Raw genomic sequence first — 21,489 nt, 5'->3', positions numbered from 1 at the left:
CCTGCATGGGTTATCATTTCAAGCCAGCGCCAGACGTCCGACACCCCTGCCATCCGCCATGATGCCTGCGTTGCGCCGGTACCAATTTTCACTGATATTCCGCCCAGCCGGTTAACGACCGCGAAACCGGACTCATCGGTTAAATCATCGCCCAAAAACACAGGTTTTCGACCAATGAAGGGAGTTTCCTGCATAAACGCGACAATAGCCCCCCCTTTACTGGTGCCTCCTGGCTTAATCTCGACGACACACTTTCCCTGCTGTAAGACCATTTGCGGCCAGGTCTGCGTAATGTGTCGCGCTAACGTCAGTAAGGCATCTTCATACTGCGGTACCTGACGGTAATGTAGTGCGAACGCCATGCCTTTCTCTTCCAGCTCTGCACCGGGAAATTGGGCGATAGCCATATGCAGCTGCACACAAATATCACGGGCCATCGCCTTCGGCAGATGAACGATATGCGTTTTACCATTGATGTCACGGCGCTCCGCCCCATGCACACCCGCTAACGGGAAGCAATAAGGATTCACCAGCGCATCAAGCTCGACCATTGAGCGCCCTGATATCAATGCCAATGCACCATGACTTATGGTTGCCAGTCGCTGAAGTCCTTGCAAAATTTTGTCAGGTACGGCGACCTGATCGGGATGCGGTTTGATTTCCGCCAGCGTGCCATCGAGATCAAAAAACCAGGCATATTTTGCGGAGAGTTCAGGGAGGGCGGTTAACGGCTCTGTCACCCGGGATTCCTCCTTCTCTTTCTTTTTGTGTTGCGCAGAACGCGCTTTACAGATATGTAAGTATAGACAGTGGAACGGGGCTCGCCATTTGCAAAAGAACAGCCAACCGTTGCCGCGGTTGGCTGTAGAGGAATATCACACTACGTTATTGCAGGTAAAATCATCAGACCGTGCGTTTCGCTTTTTGTTTATAACGGTCGAAGATCACCGCTGCCAGCAGGATTAAACCACGAACCACGTACTGAGCAAACGGAGAAATGTTAAGCAGGTTCATGGCGTTTTCCACCGTTCCCAAAATTAAAATCCCCGCTACTACATATGAGATTTTTCCGATGCCGCCTTTCAGAGAAACGCCACCTAACACGCAGGCCGAGATAACAATCAGCTCATAGCCAATCGAAGTCATTGGCTGTCCGCTGGTCATACGTGAAGCCAGTACAATCCCGGCGATTGCCGATACCAGACCAGAAAGAACAAAGATAATGATTTTAGTGCGGACAACCGGAACCCCGGCCAGACGTGCAGCCTCTTCGTTACCGCCAATCGCCAGCGTATTTCGACCAAAAGTAGTTTTGTTCAACAGCAGACCAAAGATTATCAGACAAGCTACGGTAAGCCAGATTGGCGCAGGTAAGCCGAACCAGTTGGCATAACCGAGCGCAAAGAAACTCTCATCCTCGATGCCAACCGCTTTACCATCAGAGATGATATACGCCAGGCCGCGCACAATCTGCATCGTCGCCAGAGTAGTGATCAAGGCGTTAATTTTTAGTTTGGCGATAACAAACCCATTCACCAGACCGCAGAGTACACCCAGTAATAAACCTGCCACCACGCCAATCCACAAGCTTTCAGTCAGGTTGATAACCACCGCCGTCGTTACGCCTGCGCAGGCAATAACCGAAGCGACCGAAAGGTCAAAGTCACCAGAAGCGAGGCAGAACAACATGCCGCACGCCACCATCCCCGACATAGAAATTGCCAGGCCCAGCCCTTTCATATTAATGAAGGTGGCAAAGTTAGGCACAAAAATGGAACAGGCAATAAACAGTACCGCAAAGACCACCAGCATGCCGTATTGATCCCAGATACGCCCCATACTGAATGACGACTTAGGTGCGCCAGATCCCGATGTAGAAACAGAAGACATCATACTCTCCTTACTCAGGCAACGGCCTGGCTGACTTTAGGCATTGCAAGGCTTAAGGCCTGGCGCTCATCTGCCTGCTCATGTAGCAATTCACCGGCAATCTCTCCTTCTCGCATAACCACAATCCGGTCGGCTACGCCGAGGACTTCGGGCAAGTCGCTGGAGGCAAACAACACCGCCACGCCCTGCGCCGCCAGTGCATAAATCACGTTGTAAATTTCATGTTTGGCGCCAACATCAATACCGCGCGTAGGTTCATCGAGCAAAATGACTTTCATCTCTTCCGATAACCAGCGCCCCAGAATGGCTTTTTGCTGATTTCCCCCGGAGAGATTCATGATCAACTGCTCAGCGCCCGGCGTTTTGATGTTCAGAGAGCGAATGTGCTGATCAGCGTTGCTCTCTTCCCAGCCGTTATTGATAAGGCAACCGCCGAGTACATGTTTGCGCCGGGCGCTGATGTTGATGTTGTCGCGAACGGAGTGCACAGGAATAATGCCTTCTGCTTTGCGATCTTCCGGGCAGAGCATCATGCCAGCGGCAATGGCATGGCCCGGTTTATGGATATTAATGGCTTTTCGATCGATATAAACCTGCCCCGCAGTAATTTGCGTGCCGCCAAACATCCCCTTCATTAATTCACTACGCCCTGCCCCTACCAGACCAAACAGGCCGACAATTTCTCCACTACGAACCGTCAGGCTAACTGGCGTACGCACGCCGGGCGCTTTTACTGCATCCAGTCGCAGACGCTCTTCACCATAAGCTCGTGGTTGCCAGCCATAGATATCGCCGATATCGCGACCAACCATCGCCTGTACCAGCGCGTCGTGGTTAACCTGCTGCATATCGGTAAAGGTTTTGACATAACGCCCGTCTTTAAAGACGGTGATGGCACCGCTGAGGGCAAAAATTTCTTCCATACGGTGAGAAACATACAGGATGATTCTCCCCTCTTTTCGCAGTCCTCGAATGACACGAAAAAGGTTGTCGATTTCACGCGCCGACAGGGAACTGGTTGGCTCATCAAAGGCGATAATTTTGGCGTTACGCGCCAGGGCTTTAGCAATTTCAACCATCTGCCACTGACCGATGGAGAGATATTTCAGCGGCGTATCCGGGTCAATATCCATTCCCAGATGTTTAAGTTGTAATCCAGCTTCGTAGTTCAGCAGCGAGCGATTCACAATACCGCCTTTATGGGGAAGCTGGCCGAGATAGATATTCTCCGCGACGGTCATTTCCGGCACGAGATGCAGTTCCTGATAAATAATCGCCACACCCGCGTTAAGTGCCGCAGTGGTGTCGGAAAAGGATATTTCCTGCCCATTAATCACCACAGAACCCGTGGTTGGCGCGTAATTACCGCTCAGAATTTTTAAGAGCGTTGATTTCCCGGCGCCATTTTCACCCATCAACGCATGAACCTGACCGGCATAGCAGTCAAAACTGATATCCGTCAGCGCCTTAACGCCCGGAAAGGTTTTACCGATGCCGCGAAATGAGAGATACGGGGTAGACTGTTGCATAACGTCTCCGTGAATCACTGGTCGTTCATACCCCCTCTGCACACAGCAGAGGGGTGTTTTTACCGACGATTACTTACCGCCTAACCCTTTTTTCTCCAGTTCTTCTTTGAAGTTGTCACGCGTGATCAGCACAACGTCAGTAACTTCAGTGAATTTAGGCGGTTCAACATCTTTCGCCACCCAGTTGTAAAGCATTTCGCTGGATTTATAACCGTGGACATCCGGGCTTGGCAGCAGTGAACCATAGAAGCCGGTTGCCTGTGCTTTTGACAGCTCACTCACCGCATCCACGCCATTGATACCGATACCAATGATATCCGCCGCTTTAAAGCCCTGGCCTTCTGTCGCGCGTACACCGCCCAGTACGGTACTGTCGTTCATACCAACAATCAGCCAATGTTTAACTTCAGGATGCTGAACCAGCATGGAGTTGGCTGCGTCAAACGCCCCGGGGATATCGTTAGATTTAGTAGGGACCTGATAAATTTGTTTTTCCGGGAATCCAGCCGCTTTCAGCGCATCCATAGAACCGGTAGTACGACGGCGAGCGGTATCCAGTTCGTTGGCGGTAATAGCCATCACAGCACTTTCTTTCGCGTCCCAACCGCGTTTTTGCATCTCTTTATACAATTCCTGGCCCTGGCGTTCGCCAATCTTAGTCGCCGCCATCATCACCAGCGGAACAGTATCCATTGGCTTGCCTTTGGCGTTGACGAACTGGTCATCGACAGCAATAACTTTCATATCGTAGCCACGGGCTTTAGCCACGATTGCAGCCCCCAATTTCGGGTCCGGCGTACAAATGACGAAACCTTTCGCGCCGCTGGCAGCAAGGCTATCAATGGCATTCAGTGTTTTTTCTCCGTCAGGTACGGCAATTTTAATCACGTCAAAACCTAAATCTTTCCCGGCTTTATCGGCAAACTTCCATTCGGTCTGGAACCACGGTTCTTCCGGTTGCTTCACCAGGAAACCGAGCTTCAGATTTTCCGCCATAGCGGATTGTGACATAACGGCAGCCAGACCGATGGCGGCAAGAGCTTTAGTAAATTTGTGCATGGTTATCTCCAGCTTTAGCGTCATTTTGTGTAGGGCAAAAACGAACAACTTTCGTTAATTTAATCGGAAAACAAAGCATTACCTTTTAGCAAAAGATAAGTGACCGTGTTGGCATAGTTTTAGCGGGAAATTAATTCTCCATAGGAGAGCAACATCACATCGCAGAATTACAGTCAGAACGTGCATAAATTCAGCGAGAAAAGACATACAACGCGCGGTAATTGTCGGACAAACAAAAAGACGCTTAGCAGATTAATCCATAAGATTAGCCAGGAAATCCTTGTAGCCTACTGTGTTCGATATTGATGGGCTGTTTTTTACGAAAAACGTCCAGCATTAATTTTTTGCTATGAAGGTGATTAACTGTTCTATTACTCATGTTAGCCAGACATATCTCCCCGTAACGTAAATCATTTTTACTGTTTATTATCACCGTGCTAACCAAAATAATAACCTGTATATAATGAGAACTATGTCACACTGCAATAAATTTATCGTCAAATATCAAAACATCATCATGATGTTTAACAATACTGAATTATCAATGAGTTAAAGAAACCACAACATTAAAAATCATTGCTATTCAATTGATTTAACCAATGAAATATAAAAAAATATAAACCCGATGATTTAGGGATTTTCTTATTGGCATTCAGACGTTATGCTTATTTCAGATCATCGTCAGAATTGACTCCACGATCACATTTCGGACCCGCAGAAAGGAATTATTCTGCAAACAGTAATTATGGTGTTTTGATTTATCTTGCACCTCTCCACTTCTGGATATAAGGATATTAGGTATGGCAACCGCTGGAATGCTTCTCAAACTCAACACGCAAATGAACCTCGAGTTTTATGCATCCAATCTCTACCTCCACCTGAGCAACTGGTGTTCTGAGCAAAGTCTGAACGGCACCGCGACTTTCCTTCGCGCCCAGGCACAAAGTAATGTGACTCAGATGATGCGCATGTTTAATTTTATAAAAAGTGTTGGAGCAACCCCCATCGTGAAGGCCATTGACGTTCCTGGCGAGAAATTAAACTCTTTGGAAGAGTTATTCCAAAAAACGATGGAAGAGTATGAACAGCGTTCAAGCACACTGTCACAATTAGCCGTTGAAGCAAAAGCCTTGAATGATGAGTCTACCGTTGATTTCCTGCGCGATCTGGAAAAAGAACAGCAGTACGACGGTCTGTTGTTGCAAACTATTCTTGATGAAGTCCGTAGCGCTAAACTGGCGGGTATGTGCCCTGTACAGACCGACCAGCATGTACTGAATGTTGTGTCGCATCAACTGCATTGATAATGACCGGCGCTCATGTATTGCGCCGGAACAAAATAAATTTCTGAAGGCCGCTGCTTCATATCACTGAAGCAGCGGTTTTTTAATGGGATTCGCCTTGTGGAGTAAATTTCAGATCAATCAGCGCGATGGCTTTTTGAATAGCCCGCATGGTGACAGGATCAGCAGCGGCAGGATGGTTGGTAAAGTCGATATTCTTTAACTGGCTGGACATTTTTTCGCGAATCTCTACGGGCGCGATAACATCGAGTACGTCGAGAATTTGTTTGATAACCAACTGGCAAGCGGCAACATCAGAGACCAGTTCCTGATCGGCATTTAGCGGCTGGGGCATCGTAAACTCCTGATAGCATTTTCAAAACCGTTATAGTAACGGCTTCGCTTCCGCAGTGATAGCCACATCCCACGCTATCAGGATACAAAAAAACCTGCCGGAGCAGGTTTCTTGTTTATCTGAACATATTGCCTGGCGGTACGTCTTTGAACGTCTTGCAATAGTTATCAAACATGCTTTTCAGGATCTTGCTCAGTTTCATTGCGACACTCCGACCATTTGTTATATATCTGTTATAGTCCTCGTGCTTATAATATGACATCCATCACAAAAATCAACCTTAATGTGATGCGAATCACATAAATACCCCTTTTATGTTATAAAAATGATAACCATAAAAACGCAGCAAAAGGTCTGATGATGACAAGAAATAGCACCTGCCTGGCGTCTTTTCCGTCCATTGCAGCTGCGCAGCAACGCGTAAAATGCGTCTTTCTTTTACTCTTCTGGCTGCACCATGAAATCTCTGATTCTGACTCTTTCAGTAATAACACTGACGGGATGTACCATTACTCGTCAGGCTCATGTGGGCAATGTTGATGCGGCAGCGGGCATTGTCCGGCTGGTTTATGATCAGGCATTTTTACAACATGCCCGCTCTGATCGTTATCTGAATCACGGAATCGCCGATCGCGCGTGTCAGCAAGAGGGATATACTCACGCCATCCCCTTTGGTCAGCCAGTGGGAAACTGTAGCGTCTTTGCCGGTTCTTTATGTCTGAATACTGAATTCACTTTGTCATATCGGTGCCAGCATTCCGCCTTCTCTGTCTTTCAATAAAACACTTAATCAGCGAGAGATATTTCGCTGATTAATTCACGCACAAATAGTGTTAATGCGTTTTATTCCCATTCGTATTTTTAATAATTGACGCTTATATTTTACCTTTTGCAAATAATAAAATAACAAATTATAGTGGCGGCACAGCAACAAAAATAACCTTTATGGAGCACGACTATCATGCTGAAACCAGAAATGATTGAAAAACTTAATGAGCAGATGAACCTGGAACTGTATTCTTCACTGCTTTATCAGCAAATGAGCGCCTGGTGCAGCTATCACACCTTCGAAGGCGCTGCTGCGTTCCTGCGCCGCCATGCTCAGGAAGAAATGACGCATATGCAGCGCCTGTTTGACTATCTGACCGATACCGGAAACTTACCGCGTATAAATACTGTTGAATCCCCGTTTGCGGAATATTCTTCACTTGATGAATTATTCCAGGAAACCTACAAACACGAGCAGTTAATTACCCAGAAAATTAACGAACTGGCTCATGCAGCCATGACCAATCAGGATTATCCGACATTCAATTTCCTGCAGTGGTATGTCTCTGAACAGCATGAAGAAGAGAAATTGTTCAAGTCTATTATTGATAAATTAAGCCTGGCAGGTAAGAGCGGCGAAGGTCTTTATTTTATCGATAAAGAACTCTCTACCCTCGACACACAAAACTAATCCTCTCCGGCGGCAGAATCTCTGCCGCCGTTTCATATCAGTGACGACAAATCTTACCTGGATCAGTTGAGAATCCATCTCCACTGGGAATAAATTTACCTTTTGCCGCCAGAAACGCCACCAGCTCTCCCGCCGTCATCCCTTCTGCCGAACAGGTATGAAAACGCGCTTGTTCACCAAAACGCGCTTTAATCGCCGCTTCCAGGCTGGCGTGAGTATATTGCTCGCCAGATTCAATCATCATATTTAACACTTCATGACCGTGAATGGATTCCATCGTTCCTCCTCAAAAAAGGCATAGCGTAACGGCAGGCGCTCATCAAAGCTTTGCGCCAACGCAGTTCTGAATGCATTTTGCTGTACAGTTTAATTTACACAATATGTAACGCTGATTTGACGAAATATACAGAATGCCTTAACCTGCGCCACAGATATCACTCATAAAGATCGTCAGGACAGAAGAAAGCGTGAAAAACAGAACTCTGGGAAGTGTTTTTATCGTGGCAGGAACCACAATTGGCGCAGGTATGCTGGCAATGCCGTTGGCAGCGGCTGGCGTCGGCTTTAGCGTCACGTTGACATTGTTAATTGGGCTGTGGGCTCTGATGTGTTACACCGCGCTATTACTGCTGGAAGTATATCAACATGTCCCCGCAGACACGGGGTTAGGCACGCTGGCAAAACGCTATCTGGGGCGTTACGGGCAGTGGCTGACTGGCTTCAGTATGATGTTTCTAATGTATGCCCTGACGGCAGCGTACATCAGCGGCGCTGGTGAATTGTTGGCCTCCAGCATCAGCGACTGGACAGGCATTTCCATGACTGCAAGCACTGGCGTGCTGTTGTTCACTTTTGTTGCCGGTGGTGTGGTTTGTGTGGGGACATCGCTGGTCGATTTATTTAATCGTTTTCTGTTCAGCGCCAAAATTATTTTTCTGGTGGTGATGCTGGTATTACTGTTACCGCATATTCATAAAGTGAATTTGTTAACCCTACCGCTGCAACAGGGGCTGGCGCTATCCGCGATCCCGGTCATTTTTACGTCGTTTGGTTTTCACGGCAGCGTGCCAAGCATCGTCAGCTATATGGACGGCAATATCCGTAAACTGCGCTGGGTATTTATTACCGGTAGTGCGATCCCTCTGATAGCGTACATTTTCTGGCAACTGGCGACGCTGGGCAGCATTGATTCGACAACCTTTATGGGGTTACTGGCTAATCATGCTGGTTTAAACGGTCTGTTGCAGGCATTACGCGAAGTTGTTGTTTCTCCGCACGTGGAGTTAGCGGTGCATTTATTTGCTGACTTAGCCCTCGCAACGTCTTTCCTTGGTGTGGCGTTAGGTTTGTTTGATTATCTGGCGGATCTGTTTCAGCGCTCAAACAGCATTGGCGGACGTCTGCAAACGGGGGCGATTACCTTTCTGCCACCGCTGGCGTTTGCACTGTTTTACCCACGTGGCTTCGTGATGGCGCTGGGATATGCAGGCGTAGCGCTGGCTGTTCTGGCGTTGATTATCCCTTCCCTGCTTACCTGGCAAAGCAGAAAGCATAATCCGCAGGCAGGTTATCGCGTGAAAGGTGGTCGTCCGGCGCTGGTGTTGGTGTTTCTCTGTGGTATTGGTGTGATTACTGTGCAATTTTTGATTGCAGCTGGATTATTACCCCAGGTGGGATGATTACTCTACCTGATGTGTCTGTGGACGCAGGACTAATCTTCTGTCCACAGACTTATCAGGTCAATAGCATGTCGGGGCCAGAATTAACTCCTGTCCCCAACATTTCCTCTTAGTGCAGGCAGCACTGCTTAAATTTCTTACCACTCCCGCATGGGCAAGGATCGTTACGGCCAGGTTTCTCTTCTACCTTAATTGGTTGCTGGACAGGCTTTTCCTGCGGATGCGCCATCCAGTAGGCATGTAAATCAAGCGCCGCCAGTCGAATAGCATCCACGCTCTCATCAAATGCTTCCGGCGATAGCTTCTCCACCCGCTCGAAGTTTTCTTCTGTACCGTGCAGCGCAATGGCCTCTAGTGCCGGTTTTAACGAATCTGGAAATGCAGACCAATCAGAGAGTGCCACGCCACGCATATAACCAAAGCACCACTCCTCAACAATCGTCAGTTCACTACCGTCAACTTCTCGCAGGCCAAATAGCGGCTCAAACTGTTCGGGGAATTCGTTCAGGCGCTCTGCGGTATCAGCCATATGCTGAAAAGCCAGGTTCATAAAGCGCATCATCTCTTTCTCTGACGCCCAGCGCGGTACATAGTCCGCCCCACCCCACACGGCAACCAGCCATTGTTCCGGTTCAATCTCCTGCGGAGAACTCAACACCGCCGTCAATAAACCGTCCAGTTCCGCCACATCAAGAATCGCGTGGTCAGTGTTGTATTTAGTCAGAATATCATCCAGCCATTCCAACTCACTTTCGTTTAACGGTCCCGTTTTCATACGCTTTTCCTTGTGGATCTCAACTCGCCAACGCCTATCTTACATGTCGGCCTGGACCAGAGATACTTTTTGAATGGATAACTCAGTGATAAAAATTTGGTGAGAGTGTAATGACAAATCGCAGATACAAAAAAACCACCCGAAGGTGGTTTCACGACACTGCTTATTGCTTTGATTTTATTCTTATCTTTCCCATGGTACCCGGAGCGGGACTTGAACCCGCACAGCGCGAACGCCGAGGGATTTTAAATCCCTTGTGTCTACCGATTCCACCATCCGGGCTCGGGAAAAATTGGAGGCGCGTTCCGGAGTCGAACCGGACTAGACGGATTTGCAATCCGCTACATAACCGCTTTGTTAACGCGCCGAATTATTCAGGCTTTTCAACCAGACACCCGCCTGAGCCGATGTCTTTTAAACTGGAGCGGGAAACGAGACTCGAACTCGCGACCCCGACCTTGGCAAGGTCGTGCTCTACCAACTGAGCTATTCCCGCATTCATCAAGCAATCAGTTAATCACTTGATTTTATTATCGTCTGGCAATCAGTGCCGCCGTTCGATGCGTTGCATTCTACTTACCTGGCGCGATGAGTCAACGATATTTTTCACCACTTTTGATCGTTTGCTGAAATTTGCGTCGAAACGATCACTGATCAAGCAAATCCGCTCGTGCAGCGCTCAAATATTGCAACATTGACCATAGGGTCAGTACTGCAGCCACGAAGAAAAGTGCAATCCCCGCGTACTCAACCCAAATGTTTGGACGCCACAACAGCCAGGCCAACGCCACCATTTGCGCCGTGGTTTTCACTTTACCAATCCAGGAGACAGCCACGCTACTGCGTTTACCCAGCTCCGCCATCCACTCGCGCAGTGCAGAAATGATAATTTCACGGGCAATCATCGTTGCCGCCGGTAAAGTCACCCACCAGCTATGGTAATGCTCAGTTACCAACACCATCGCAATGGCGACCAGCACTTTATCCGCTACCGGATCAAGAAAAGCGCCAAAACGGGTACTCTGGTTCCAGCGCCGGGCCAGAAAACCATCAAACCAGTCAGTCACCGCCGCGACGCAAAAAATGAGTGCGGCGGCAAACGGCGACCAGGTGACAGGCAGATAAAAGACCAATACAAAGAATGGGATAAGGATGACACGGAACAGTGTGAGCAACGTAGGGATATTAAATTGCATAATGACGGGTAACTATCTGTTGTCAGTAAGATTACCCCTATGTTGCTACAGAGACATCAATGTTTCAACGACCAGAAGATCTTTTCTGCCAGAGCTTGCGAAATACCCGGCACTTTTGCAATTTCTTCGACGCTGGCGTTACGTAAACCTTGCAAACCGCCCATATATTTCAACAACATTTGCCGACGTTTTGGACCGACGCCTTCAATGGTTTCCAGAGTGCTGGTATTTTTGACCTTCGCCCGTTTTTTGCGGTGTCCGCCAATTGCATGATCGTGCGATTCATCGCGTATATGCTGGATAACATGCAGCGCCGGCGAATCTGGCGGCAGACTAAATCCCTCACCTTCCGGTTCGAAGAACAGCGTTTCCAACCCGGCCTTACGATCGGCCCCTTTGGCAACACCAAGTAACAGAGGATGTTTTTTATCCCATGATACATCCAGTTCGGCAAAAACGTTTTTCGCCTGCGCCAACTGACCTTTACCGCCGTCGATAAGGATCACGTCCGGGATCTTACTGTCGTCAATAGCTTTACCATAACGCCGACGTAGCACCTGATTCATCGCCGCATAATCATCGCCCGGCGTAATGCCGGTAATGTTATAACGCCGATACTCAGCACGCAGTGGGCCATTGGCATCGAACACCACACACGACGCGACGGTTTGTTCGCCCATAGTATGGCTAATGTCAAAACACTCCATCCGCTTCACGGCGGGCAATTTCAACACGCTGGCAAGTGCGGTTAGTCGCTGGTGAACGGTAGATTGCTGCGAAAGTTTGCTGGTCAATGCGGTCGCCGCATTGGTACGCGCCAACTTAAGGTAACGCGCCCGATCGCCGCGCGGTTTAGTCTGGACGTTAATTCTGCGTCCTGCCAGTTCTGAAAGGGAATCGGCGAGCAACGTTTTATCGCTGAGATGAAAATCAAGCAGGATCTCTCCTGGCAAGGTGCGCATCTGACTGCCCTGTAAATAGAACTGGCCGACAAAAGTTTCCACCACTTCCCCCAGTTCCGTCCCGCCGGGTACTTTCGGAAAATAGCTACGGCTACCGAGCACTTTGCCCTGACGAATAAACAGTACATGAACACATGCCATTCCTGCCTCAAACGCCACGCCAATCACGTCAAGATCATCGCCAGTATTAGAGACGAACTGTTTCTCGGTAACGCGACGTACTGCCTGAATCTGGTCACGAATGCGTGCGGCCTCTTCAAACTCCAGATTCTGACTGGCCTTTTCCATGCGAGAAATCAATTGGGTAATGACCTGATCGTCCTTACCCGATAAAAACAGGCGCACATATTCAACTTGTTGAGCGTACTCATCTTCACCTACCAGCCCTTCGACGCACGGCCCCAGGCAGCGCCCGATCTGATATTGCAGGCACGGGCGCGAGCGGTTGCGATAGACGCTATTTTCGCACTGGCGAATAGGAAAAATCTTTTGTAGCAGCGCCAGCGTTTCACGTACGGCATAACCATTCGGAAACGGGCCGAAATATTCACCTTTAGCATGCTTCGCACCGCGATGCATAGCCAGGCGCGGATGAGTATCGCCACTCAGAAAGATAAAGGGATAAGACTTATCATCGCGCAACAGAACGTTGTAACGCGGTTGATAAAGTTTGATGTAGTTATGTTCCAGCAATAACGCTTCTGTTTCGGTGTGAGTAACCGTTACGTCAATTTGCTGGATCTGCGCCACCAACGCTTCGGTTTTGCGCGAAGCGAGATTGCTTCGGAAATAGCTGGAAAGCCGTTTTTTCAGGTCTTTCGCTTTGCCGACATAGATAACCGTACCACCAGCATCATACATGCGATAAACGCCCGGCTGGCTGGTTACGGTTTTTAAAAACGCTTTTGCGTCAAACTGAACACTCACTGACTTGTTAATGTCTCCGCATTACACAGACCATGGCGAATTGCCAGGTGAGTCAGCTCGACATCGCCATGAATGTTTAATTTACTGAACATACGGTAGCGATAGCTGTTCACCGTTTTCGGGCTGAGATTTAGTTGTTCTGAGATCTCATTGACCTTCTGACCTTTAGTAATCATCAGCATAATCTGCAATTCACGTTCAGACAAACTGGCAAATGGGCTTTCCGTCTTCTCTGGTTCGATCTGGCTTAATGCCATTTGTTGGGCGATATCGGAAGCAATATACCGTTGCCCTGAATAAACAGAGCGAATCGCGCTTACGACTTCCTGCGGTGCCGCGCCTTTGCTGAGGTAGCCTGCGGCGCCGGCCTGCATAACTTTCGCAGGTAAAGGGTTTTCAGTATGGACCGTAAGCATGATGATTTTGACATCCGCGGTCGAGCGCGCGATTTTACGCGTCGCCTCAAGTCCACCAATGCCTGGCATACTCATGTCCATTAGCACCACGTCAACGGTGTTTGCCCGGCACCACTTAACGGCGTCTTCACCGCAGGATGCCTCACCGACGACTTTAATACCCTTTATATCTTCCAGAATGCGTCGTATCCCTGCGCGCACCAGTTCGTGGTCATCAACAAGTAGAACGTTGATCAAAGGAATATCTCCAGAAATAGGGATAACGCTACTGATAGTTAGTCATTCGTATATTAGCGGGTTTTATTGCAACTTTGAAACGTTAAAAATGGTGGGTATTCGATTTTTCTCTCGTTTTCGTAAATTCGATTGTCCACAGTTATGATCACGCCCGTCACCAAAGATTTGTTGGTTCATTCTATGGTAAAACCAACGACGAAATGTGACAAAAATTGACTTTATTCAGCAAAAATGAAAATCAGCAGCATGAATGTGTAACATTAATTAACTCAAACAATACGGACCAAAAACATTCATGATAGAAATATTAATTGGCCATTATATTAGCCAGTTTAATATCATTGACAACAAGGCGCACAAAAAACAACCACTGCTATTTTTAACAGAGCTTATGGTATACTCCGCCGCCTTAACATTTTTCACTGCAAATTTTCATTGCAATATGACGAGGAAAATAAATGAGTACGCCTGATTTTTCTACTGCCGAGAATAATCAAGAACTGGCAAACGAAGTCTCCTGCCTGAAAGCGATGCTGACGCTGATGCTGCAGGCGATGGGACAAGCTGACGCGGGCCGCGTGATGTTAAAGATGGAAAAACAGCTTGCGCTGATCGAAGACGAAACCCAGGCTGCGGTATTTTCCAAAACGGTTAAGCAAATTAAACAAGCTTACCGTCAGTAATATAAAACCGGCTGAAGGCACGCCTTTCAGCCGGTTTTACATCTGATACACAAAATGTAAAAGAGGTCATATTAAGCCAGTTGCGGCAGCATAACAGGCAACCTGCGTTTTATTTGGCGCATTGATTTTTTTCTGCATATTTTTCTGATGAAAATTGACTGTATTCTCGGAGATTGACAGGATCATCGCAATCTCTGCCGATGTCTTTCCTTCGGCAGTCCATTTCAAAATTTCCTTTTCCCGCTTGCTGAAATGCATTTCCGGCGTCATCACCATTTCATCATTTAAACGCATCAACGCCATCAGACTTTCACGCACCAGCAACTGCATTTTTAATTGCAGTTCATCACCAGGAACAGGAATTTCACGCGTACTGCTACGGGAGAAAGACAAAAAACCCAACGCCCGATTCGGCAACATAAAATAGTGCGTGACGCCGCGACGTAAACCATGCGCACGGGCAGCTTCCCACAACGGTTGTGCTTCGCGATATAAGTCGTCATTCCACAGTAAATGCCCCTGACGGAAGTTTTCAGGGTTAAGAGCCGGATCGATAGCAAGAAAGTTTTTCTCCTGATAATAACGAACCCACGCCTCGGGATAATTAGTGTAGAAAGCCACTTTCGGTCGCGTAAATGGCACCGGATGACGCACACATAATGAATAGAAATCATACTCGAGTTGGTGAGCCTGATGCTCTATTTCATGGTAAACCTCTTCCGCAACCTCCATCCTCTGAAAACGCAATAGCATCGTGCGACGCCAGCTGAAAAAATCCGTATCCTGCATAGTAAACCGCAATGCCCCTGAAAGTGAGTACCATTTATATTGATATCTCAAACTATCACATAAATAAGATTTATATATAATCAATATTATTCAGACAATGAATTACTTTTGCAAGACATAACATTCTCTTATGTTATTAATGAGTTATGCTGTTTTGTTAACCAATTTATGGCGATACGGAATCACATTCCCCCCCCGACAAAACATCTGCCGGGGCTGAGTTTTTCTTATTATTTCAGCAGAAATTTCTCGAGAAACTGGCGAGTACGGGGCTGCTGTGGATTAGCAAATAATGCTTTTGCTGATCCTTGCTCCACTATTCTCCCTTGATCCATAAAGATTGCGCGATCGGCAACGTCTCGGGCAAAGCTCATTTCGTGCGTCACAATCACCATAGTACGTCTCTCCTGCGCCAGTTGCCGAATGGTATTCAGAACCTCCCCTACCAGTTCCGGGTCCAGCGCCGACGTTGGCTCATCAAATAAAATAACTTCAGGACGCATTGCCAGCGCACGCGCAATCGCCACGCGTTGCTGTTGGCCGCCGGACAAACGACGTGGATAGCGGGTTTCTTTGCCCGCCAGTCCGACTTTCGCCAGCAGTTCACGTGCGCGTGTCGTGGCTTCTTCTTTTGGTTCGCCTTTGACGATCACCGGCCCTTCAATAATATTTTCCAGCACCGTGCGATGCGGAAACAAATTAAAGTTCTGGAAGACAAAACCAACATGCTGACGCAACTGTCGAATCAGCAATTTTTGCTGACCTAATGAACGCGCAGTATCAATCATGATATCACCCACTTTAATCGTCCCAGCCTCCGGTTGTTCCAGCAGATTTATGCTGCGTAACAACGTGGTTTTACCGGAGCCGCTCGGGCCGATAATCGCCACGACTTCGCCAGTTTTGACCTCCAGATCGATACCATGCAATACCGTCTGACCGTGGAATTTCTTCACCAGATTTTTAACTTCAATGGCGCTCATTTTGGCTCTCTCTCCTGGCGATTAAGTTGATTCTCAAAATGGTTCTGCAGCGTCGATAACACTGTCGCCATAATCCAGTAAATGAGCGAAGCCGCGAGATACATTGTGAAAACTTCCAGCGTGCGCGAAGTAATCAACTGCGCCTGACGGAACAGTTCCGGCACCTGAATCGTCGCCGCCAGCGAAGTATCTTTCACCAGGCTGATAAAGCTGTTCGACAGCGGCGGCAGCGCTACCCGCGCCGCCTGCGGTAAAATCGCCCGCCGCATGGTTTGCCACGGCGTCATCCCGATACTGGCGGCAGCTTCCCATTGACCTTTATCAATAGAAGAAATAGCCGCACGCAGCGTTTCAGCAGCATAAGCAGCGGTATTCAGTGACAGGCCAATCATCGCTGACGGGATCGGGTCCAGCTCAATGCCAAACTGCGGCAGACCGTAATAGATCATAAACAGCTGCGCGATGAGCGGCGTACCGCGAAAGATAGAGATATAAAAACGCGCCAGCCAGCGCACAGGCCAGACAGGCGACAGACGCATCAGCGCGAGAATAAATCCCAACAGTAAGCCAAAAAACATGCCGCCGATACTGAGTTGCAGCGTATACCCTGCCCCTTTCAGCAGGAACGGCAAGGAATCAATAACCAGTTGTATACTTTCTTGCATAAGCATTTCCGGGGCTAGACGTGGGGATGATAGGCAAACAGCGCAGGCGCGCCGCCGGTATGAATAAACAGAATCGGACCTTCATCTTTGAAGCGTTTCTGACTGATACCATCAATCAGCCCCGCCATCGCTTTTCCGGTATACACAGGATCAAGCAGAATACCTTCCAGGCGCGCCAGCAGTTTCACCGCTTCCATGCCCTCATCATTTGGCACACCATAGCCAGGCGCAAAATAATCATCCCAGAGTAAAATGTCCGCTGCAGCAGTCAGCTCCAGCTCTTTGGCAATAGCCTGTTGTAGATTAACCACTTTCGGCAACTGTTCAGCAACGGAACGCGACACGGTCACGCCAATCAGTTCAGTATCTGGCAGCAATTGTTCCAGTCCAACCGCCAGTCCGGCGTGTGTTCCGGCACTGCCCGATGCTACCACCACCGACGAAATATTAACCGCCCCTTCACACTGTTGCGCGATTTCCAGCGCACTCTCCACATACCCCAGCGCACCTAAAGCATTAGAACCGCCAACCGGAATGACATACGGGCGAAAACCTTGTGCTTCGACTCGCGTCGCCAGCTCTTCCAGTTGGGCGTTGGGATCGCTCAATGCATCGCACATTTCAATCTGGGTATTGAACAGATCCAGCAACAAACGGTTACCATTGCTTAAATAGTTTTCTGCGGTAGTACCAATAGGATTTTCCAGCAGCGCTACGCAGTGCAGACCCAGTTTTGCAGCTACGGCGGCTGTCTGGCGCACGTGGTTAGACTGAATCGCCCCTGCGGTAATCAGAGTGTCGGCACCTTCGCGCAGAGCATCAGCCGCGAGAAATTCCAGTTTACGTAATTTATTGCCGCCCATTGCCATAGGAGTAACGTCATCCCGTTTAATAAAAATTTCTCGTCCGAGATAATCAGAAAAACGCGGCAGATATTCGAGTGGTGTTGGCGCGCCGATAAATTCCAGCCGTGGGAAACGCGTTAAATTATGTAGTGGCATAAAAACCTCCGATGTGTGTTGTTGTGATATTGTTATTATGCACGCTGAAAACGCTTAAATAAAAAAGGCGCTAATGAAAGCGCCCTTTTTGTCATCACGCTGATTATTTGGTCACATCAGCACCAAACCATTTTTCGGAAAGGGCTTGTAAGGTGCCGTCTTTTTGCATTTCCGCAATAGCGCCGTTAACCGCTTTCAGCAGATCTTCGTTTCCTTTACGCAGTGCCACGCCAGATTCCTGACGGGAGAACGCTTCACCGGTTACTGCCAACATATCGTTGGTTTTTTTCACCAGATCCAGCGCCGCCAGACGGTCAACCAGAATCGCATCAATACGTCCCACGCGAAGATCCTGATATTTGGTTGGGTCATCATCATAGGTACGCACATCGACGCCCTGAACATTCTGACGCAACCACTCTTCATAGTTGGTTCCCAGACCGACACCGACTTTTTTTCCTTTCAGGTCGTCAGCCGTTTTAATGGTACCTTCATAACCTTTCTTCACCAGCGTCTGAATGCCGGAAATGGTGTATGGGGTAGAGAAATCGTATTTTTTCTTGCGCTCGTCAGAGATGGTGACCTGATTAATCACCACATCAATACGCTTAGAATCCAGCGACGCTAACATGCCGTCCCATTTGGTCGGTTTTAATGCAGCTTCTACGCCAAGATGTTTTGCCAGTTGTTGAGCAAACTCCACTTCAAAGCCGGTTAATTTACCGTCATCTCCCTGAAAGCTGAATGGCGGATAAGTGCCTTCCAGGCCCACCAGCAGCGTGCCGCGCTCTTTCACTTTATTGAGCAAGCCCTCATCGGCAAAACTCTTGACGCTCATGCCCGCGACCAGCGCCACGGCCATGACACCCATCAACGCCTGACGTCCAAGATGTGCTAATTTCATATTCACCCCGAATGTTGTTATGTCTGTTTGCAGTGTAGGGCCATTGTTTGTAAACACAAAAACAACTCCGTTACATCTTATTCTTATTTAATATATATCAGATACCGACAGACTGGCGGATTTCTGCGCAAGGCCAGCGCTCGTTTGACGCTGGTAATGCTGATACTTACGTAACGCAATGCGGTAATTGTTGGTGCTGGTGGCAGGCAGCCACGGGGCAAAGGTTTCATCAAGAAAGCCTTCCTGCAGCAGATCGTGGGAAATATTTTGTTGACGTAAATGATGTCCCAGACGGCGCAGACGGACGACATATTCACGCACAGTACCGGGGCTCATTTCGGTATGTTCAAGGAGAAACTGCTTAAAGCTGATAATATCGAAAAAATCACTTTGCGATTTGCAATGTAAATCGCCGCAAAAACGGCACAATGCCACCCATGATTTTTGTTCCACCTGCCAGCTATTTTCATCTAATAATATGTCGAGGCGTGAGATCTCGATTTTATTCACTAATTTACCGTCGCGAACCAGGGTAATGCGATCGAGTAATTTACGGCAATGCGCGCAATGAGTCTGGCTGTGTTTAAAATCTTTAAGATAGCGGCTTAATGGCCGTCTTTTCAGGTGCTGCACCATCATTAAGAACTCCTGCTATTCAAAATTAAAGTGCGGCATTTACATGCGTTATAACTTACCCAGTTTAGTGCGTAACCGTTTTAATCGCCTGGCTATGTAACTGACTGACTCGCGATTCACCGACTTCCAGCATTGCGCCAATCTCTTTGAGATTCAGCTCTTCCTGGTAATAGAGGGTTAATACCCGTTGTTCGCGTTCCGGCAACATTTCAATGGCAGCCATCACCCGCTGACGCAGATTATTGTCCAGTAACTGTTGTAGCGGATTTTCCCGCTGATGATCGTCAGTCACCAGTTCAATGCTGTCGCCGTGCTCTTCGCGCCACTCGTCATAGGAGAAGAGCTGGCTGTTATTAGTGTCGAGCAACATTTGGCGATAGCCGGCGATGTCGATCCCTAAACGTTCCGCTACCTCAGTTTCTATGGCATTGCGGCCAAGTTCCTGCTCCAGTTGCCCTATCGCCTGTGCCACTTCACGCGCGTTGCGCCGCACGCTGCGCGGCACCCAGTCACGACTGCGAAGTTCATCCAGCATAGCGCCACGGATACGCTGCACTGCGTAAGTTGTAAATGCCGTTCCTTGTAGGGCGTCATAGCGTTCAACGGCATTAAGTAACCCAATGCCGCCAGCCTGTAGCAGATCGTCAAGTTCCACGCTCGCGGGCAATCGAACCTGCAGGCGCAATGCTTCGTGACGCACCAGCGGGACATAACGCTGCCACAGCGAGTGTTTATCCATTACACCTTCAGCGGTATAGAGTGAATTCACGATAAACAGCCCTGCGTTATATGAGTTATCGGCATGATTATCCGTTTCTGCAGGATTTTTAATCGGACGATTAGTGAGTGAAATAAGGGGTTATTTGGAGGTTACCGGTAAATCCCCGCTGCAACGGGGATCAGGTTGCTGACAAGTTACACCGCATGTTGCCGGATGCGGCGTAAACGCCTTATCCGGCCTACAAAATTTGCAAATTCAATAAATTGCAATTCACATTGTAGGCCTGATAAGCGTAGCGCATCAGGCAATTTGGCGTCTGTCGTCAATCTCAGTGAGTCAGATTAAGGCGATTAGCCCTGTAGCAGAGACAGAACCTGCTGCGGCACCTAGTTAGCTTTGGACAGCACAGAGTTCCCCGCCTGCTGGATGATCTGCGCTTTCGACATGTTGGACACTTCGGTCGCATAGTCGGCGTCCTGAATACGGGACTGCGCTTCAGACAAGTTGGTGGTGGTGTTGTTCAGGTTGGTGACCGCAGAATCCAGACGGTTCTGGACAGCCCCCAGGGAAGAACGGAATTTATCGACGGATGCGATAGCTTTGTCCAGCAGAGCCAGAGGATCATTAGTTGCTGTGCCAGTAAACTCTTTGGTTGCAGTCGTTGGCAGAGTAGCAGCCGCATCATCGCTCAGTTGCAAAGTGGTAGCTACAGACGTCGTAGCATTAGTCCCACCGTTAACAATCGCATCTGTACCGGTACCATTTGTACCAGCAAGATAGTTTTTACCTTGAACTGTGACATAGCCTACCGCAGCACCAGAACTATTAGTTGTAACTTTAATGGCCTGAGCTGATTGCGTCGCAGGGCTGCCGGTCACAATGCCGTTAACTGGATCGGTATATTTTACATCAGTCGTGTTAAGCGTTACGACACCAGTCGCTTTATCTACAGAAGCAGAGTAGTAATCGTTACCAGATTGGACAACGTAAGTTCCAGTTGCGGTACCATCAGCTTTCTGTACGTTGTGTAATGAAAGATCAGAGGTATCACTTACGCCCAATGTTTTAGCGATTGTCGCCGCCGCAGCATCATCGACACCAAATTTAACGGCAATCGGAGCATCACCTGCCGCAGCACCTGGAACACTGGTAATAGAATCACTAACTTTCAGCGCATTACCCGATACCGAGAACCCTTTCAGTCCCAAAGCAGAAGAGTCAATCTTTTGTAGATCAATGGAAACAGTCTGCCCATCATTCGCGCCAACCTGAATTTTCATCGAACCATCTTTAGCCAGCACGTTCACGCCGTTGAACTGAGTCTGACCAGAGACACGGTG

The 21,489-nt window shown here is 48.4% G+C and carries 24 protein-coding genes, 3 tRNA genes and 1 pseudogene; 6 read left to right on the top strand and 22 right to left on the bottom strand.

What is annotated here, in order from left to right; translation table 11 throughout:
- The 4 genes from otsB to araF form a co-directional block, all read right to left on the bottom strand.
- A partial coding sequence (gene otsB / locus EA14781_RS14465) for a trehalose-phosphatase (protein WP_042335823.1) occupies nt 1-740 on the bottom strand: 740 nt, incomplete at its 3' end.
- A gap of 163 nt (nt 741-903) precedes the next feature.
- Nucleotides 904-1,890 (bottom strand): arabinose ABC transporter permease AraH, encoded by a 987-nt coding sequence (gene araH / locus EA14781_RS14460; RefSeq protein ID WP_002462328.1) that lies wholly within the window; start codon nt 1,888-1,890, stop codon nt 904-906.
- A 14-nt stretch (nt 1,891-1,904) separates the two neighbouring features.
- Entirely contained in the window at nt 1,905-3,419 is a 1,515-nt protein-coding gene (gene araG, locus EA14781_RS14455; RefSeq protein WP_001187779.1) for an arabinose ABC transporter ATP-binding protein AraG, read from the bottom strand.
- Nucleotides 3,420-3,488: 69 nt separating this feature from the next.
- Nucleotides 3,489-4,478, bottom strand: a complete 990-nt coding sequence (gene araF / locus EA14781_RS14450; RefSeq protein ID WP_000548665.1) for an arabinose ABC transporter substrate-binding protein AraF — start codon at nt 4,476-4,478, stop codon at nt 3,489-3,491.
- An 800-nt stretch (nt 4,479-5,278) separates the two neighbouring features.
- Here araF and EA14781_RS14445 point away from each other — a divergent pair.
- Complete coding sequence (locus tag EA14781_RS14445) at nt 5,279-5,782, top strand: non-heme ferritin-like protein (protein WP_000179473.1); 504 nt, start codon at nt 5,279-5,281, stop codon at nt 5,780-5,782.
- An 82-nt stretch (nt 5,783-5,864) separates the two neighbouring features.
- On the opposite strand, the gene yecJ is transcribed toward EA14781_RS14445, so the two are convergent.
- On the bottom strand, nt 5,865-6,116 hold the full coding sequence (yecJ, locus tag EA14781_RS14440) for a DUF2766 family protein YecJ (RefSeq protein WP_001136128.1): 252 nt from the start codon (nt 6,114-6,116) through the stop codon (nt 5,865-5,867).
- A gap of 115 nt (nt 6,117-6,231) precedes the next feature.
- Nucleotides 6,232-6,318 carry a stress response protein AzuC gene (gene azuC / locus EA14781_RS24350; protein WP_072179045.1) on the bottom strand — a complete coding sequence of 29 codons (87 nt, stop codon included), beginning with the start codon at nt 6,316-6,318 and terminating at the stop codon, nt 6,232-6,234.
- A gap of 255 nt (nt 6,319-6,573) precedes the next feature.
- Between azuC and EA14781_RS14430 the strand changes: the two genes are divergently transcribed.
- Nucleotides 6,574-6,897 carry a YecR-like family lipoprotein gene (locus EA14781_RS14430; protein WP_000838530.1) on the top strand — a complete coding sequence of 108 codons (324 nt, stop codon included), beginning with the start codon at nt 6,574-6,576 and terminating at the stop codon, nt 6,895-6,897.
- Nucleotides 6,898-7,077: 180 nt separating this feature from the next.
- The gene (gene ftnA, locus EA14781_RS14425) at nt 7,078-7,575 is read left to right on the top strand and encodes a non-heme ferritin (RefSeq protein ID WP_000917208.1); all 498 of its coding nucleotides are present in this window, start codon (nt 7,078-7,080) and stop codon (nt 7,573-7,575) included.
- Between the two features lie 37 nt (nt 7,576-7,612).
- Here the strand turns inward: ftnA and EA14781_RS14420 are convergent, their stop codons facing one another.
- Nucleotides 7,613-7,852: a YecH family metal-binding protein gene (locus EA14781_RS14420; protein ID WP_000443799.1), complete on the bottom strand. Its 240-nt coding sequence runs from the start codon at nt 7,850-7,852 to the stop codon at nt 7,613-7,615.
- Nucleotides 7,853-8,042: 190 nt separating this feature from the next.
- On the opposite strand from EA14781_RS14420, the gene tyrP reads away from it, so the two are divergent.
- The gene (gene tyrP, locus EA14781_RS14415; protein ID WP_000797586.1) at nt 8,043-9,254 is read left to right on the top strand and encodes a tyrosine transporter TyrP; all 1,212 of its coding nucleotides are present in this window, start codon (nt 8,043-8,045) and stop codon (nt 9,252-9,254) included.
- A gap of 109 nt (nt 9,255-9,363) precedes the next feature.
- Here tyrP and yecA read toward each other — a convergent pair whose 3' ends face one another.
- From yecA to uvrY, 7 genes are all read right to left on the bottom strand, one after another.
- Nucleotides 9,364-10,029 (bottom strand): UPF0149 family protein YecA, encoded by a 666-nt coding sequence (gene yecA, locus EA14781_RS14410; protein WP_000847890.1) that lies wholly within the window; start codon nt 10,027-10,029, stop codon nt 9,364-9,366.
- Between the two features lie 195 nt (nt 10,030-10,224).
- Nucleotides 10,225-10,311: transfer RNA gene (locus EA14781_RS14405), tRNA-Leu, on the bottom strand.
- Between the two features lie 11 nt (nt 10,312-10,322).
- Nucleotides 10,323-10,396, bottom strand: a tRNA-Cys gene (locus EA14781_RS14400).
- A 53-nt stretch (nt 10,397-10,449) separates the two neighbouring features.
- Nucleotides 10,450-10,525: transfer RNA gene (locus tag EA14781_RS14395), tRNA-Gly, on the bottom strand.
- 151 nt (nt 10,526-10,676) lie between these two features.
- Nucleotides 10,677-11,225 carry a CDP-diacylglycerol--glycerol-3-phosphate 3-phosphatidyltransferase gene (pgsA, locus tag EA14781_RS14390; RefSeq protein WP_001160187.1) on the bottom strand — a complete coding sequence of 183 codons (549 nt, stop codon included), beginning with the start codon at nt 11,223-11,225 and terminating at the stop codon, nt 10,677-10,679.
- A 56-nt stretch (nt 11,226-11,281) separates the two neighbouring features.
- On the bottom strand, nt 11,282-13,114 hold the full coding sequence (gene uvrC / locus EA14781_RS14385; RefSeq protein WP_000116017.1) for an excinuclease ABC subunit UvrC: 1,833 nt from the start codon (nt 13,112-13,114) through the stop codon (nt 11,282-11,284).
- Nucleotides 13,111-13,767: a UvrY/SirA/GacA family response regulator transcription factor gene (gene uvrY / locus EA14781_RS14380; protein WP_000611331.1), complete on the bottom strand. Its 657-nt coding sequence runs from the start codon at nt 13,765-13,767 to the stop codon at nt 13,111-13,113. The genes uvrC and uvrY overlap by 4 nt, the downstream gene beginning before the upstream one ends.
- A gap of 295 nt (nt 13,768-14,062) precedes the next feature.
- Between uvrY and EA14781_RS24900 the strand changes: the two genes are divergently transcribed.
- Nucleotides 14,063-14,239: a hypothetical protein gene (locus EA14781_RS24900; RefSeq protein ID WP_000569966.1), complete on the top strand. Its 177-nt coding sequence runs from the start codon at nt 14,063-14,065 to the stop codon at nt 14,237-14,239.
- Nucleotides 14,226-14,450 (top strand): DUF2594 family protein YecF, encoded by a 225-nt coding sequence (gene yecF / locus EA14781_RS14370; RefSeq protein ID WP_000106474.1) that lies wholly within the window; start codon nt 14,226-14,228, stop codon nt 14,448-14,450. Before EA14781_RS24900 ends, yecF begins: the two co-directional genes overlap by 14 nt.
- A 66-nt stretch (nt 14,451-14,516) precedes the next feature.
- Here yecF and sdiA read toward each other — a convergent pair whose 3' ends face one another.
- The 8 genes and pseudogenes from sdiA to EA14781_RS22355 all read right to left on the bottom strand — a co-directional run.
- Nucleotides 14,517-15,239, bottom strand: a complete 723-nt coding sequence (sdiA, locus tag EA14781_RS14365; protein WP_001154290.1) for a quorum-sensing transcriptional regulator SdiA — start codon at nt 15,237-15,239, stop codon at nt 14,517-14,519.
- 230 nt (nt 15,240-15,469) lie between these two features.
- The gene (gene tcyN / locus EA14781_RS14360) at nt 15,470-16,222 is read right to left on the bottom strand and encodes an L-cystine ABC transporter ATP-binding protein TcyN (RefSeq protein ID WP_001273018.1); all 753 of its coding nucleotides are present in this window, start codon (nt 16,220-16,222) and stop codon (nt 15,470-15,472) included.
- The gene (tcyL, locus tag EA14781_RS14355) at nt 16,219-16,887 is read right to left on the bottom strand and encodes a cystine ABC transporter permease (RefSeq protein WP_001158230.1); all 669 of its coding nucleotides are present in this window, start codon (nt 16,885-16,887) and stop codon (nt 16,219-16,221) included. Before tcyL ends, tcyN begins: the two co-directional genes overlap by 4 nt.
- A 14-nt stretch (nt 16,888-16,901) precedes the next feature.
- Complete coding sequence (dcyD, locus tag EA14781_RS14350) at nt 16,902-17,888, bottom strand: D-cysteine desulfhydrase (protein WP_001128203.1); 987 nt, start codon at nt 17,886-17,888, stop codon at nt 16,902-16,904.
- A 103-nt stretch (nt 17,889-17,991) separates the two neighbouring features.
- The gene (gene tcyJ / locus EA14781_RS14345) at nt 17,992-18,792 is read right to left on the bottom strand and encodes a cystine ABC transporter substrate-binding protein (RefSeq protein WP_002462334.1); all 801 of its coding nucleotides are present in this window, start codon (nt 18,790-18,792) and stop codon (nt 17,992-17,994) included.
- Between the two features lie 87 nt (nt 18,793-18,879).
- Complete coding sequence (fliZ, locus tag EA14781_RS14340; RefSeq protein ID WP_000989657.1) at nt 18,880-19,431, bottom strand: flagella biosynthesis regulatory protein FliZ; 552 nt, start codon at nt 19,429-19,431, stop codon at nt 18,880-18,882.
- Nucleotides 19,432-19,476: 45 nt separating this feature from the next.
- A pseudogene (fliA, locus tag EA14781_RS14335) lies at nt 19,477-20,197 on the bottom strand (RNA polymerase sigma factor FliA).
- Between the two features lie 338 nt (nt 20,198-20,535).
- Nucleotides 20,536-21,489: flagellin (locus EA14781_RS22355; protein ID WP_052514813.1), on the bottom strand; the 954-nt coding region annotated here is incomplete at its 5' end.

It is taken from the genome of Escherichia albertii NBRC 107761 = DSM 17582, assembly GCF_000759775.1.
In the GTDB taxonomy this organism is placed as follows: domain Bacteria; phylum Pseudomonadota; class Gammaproteobacteria; order Enterobacterales; family Enterobacteriaceae; genus Escherichia; species Escherichia albertii.
Note: the sequence above shows the minus strand (reverse complement) of the source record. Positions and strands in the feature narration are given on the sequence as shown.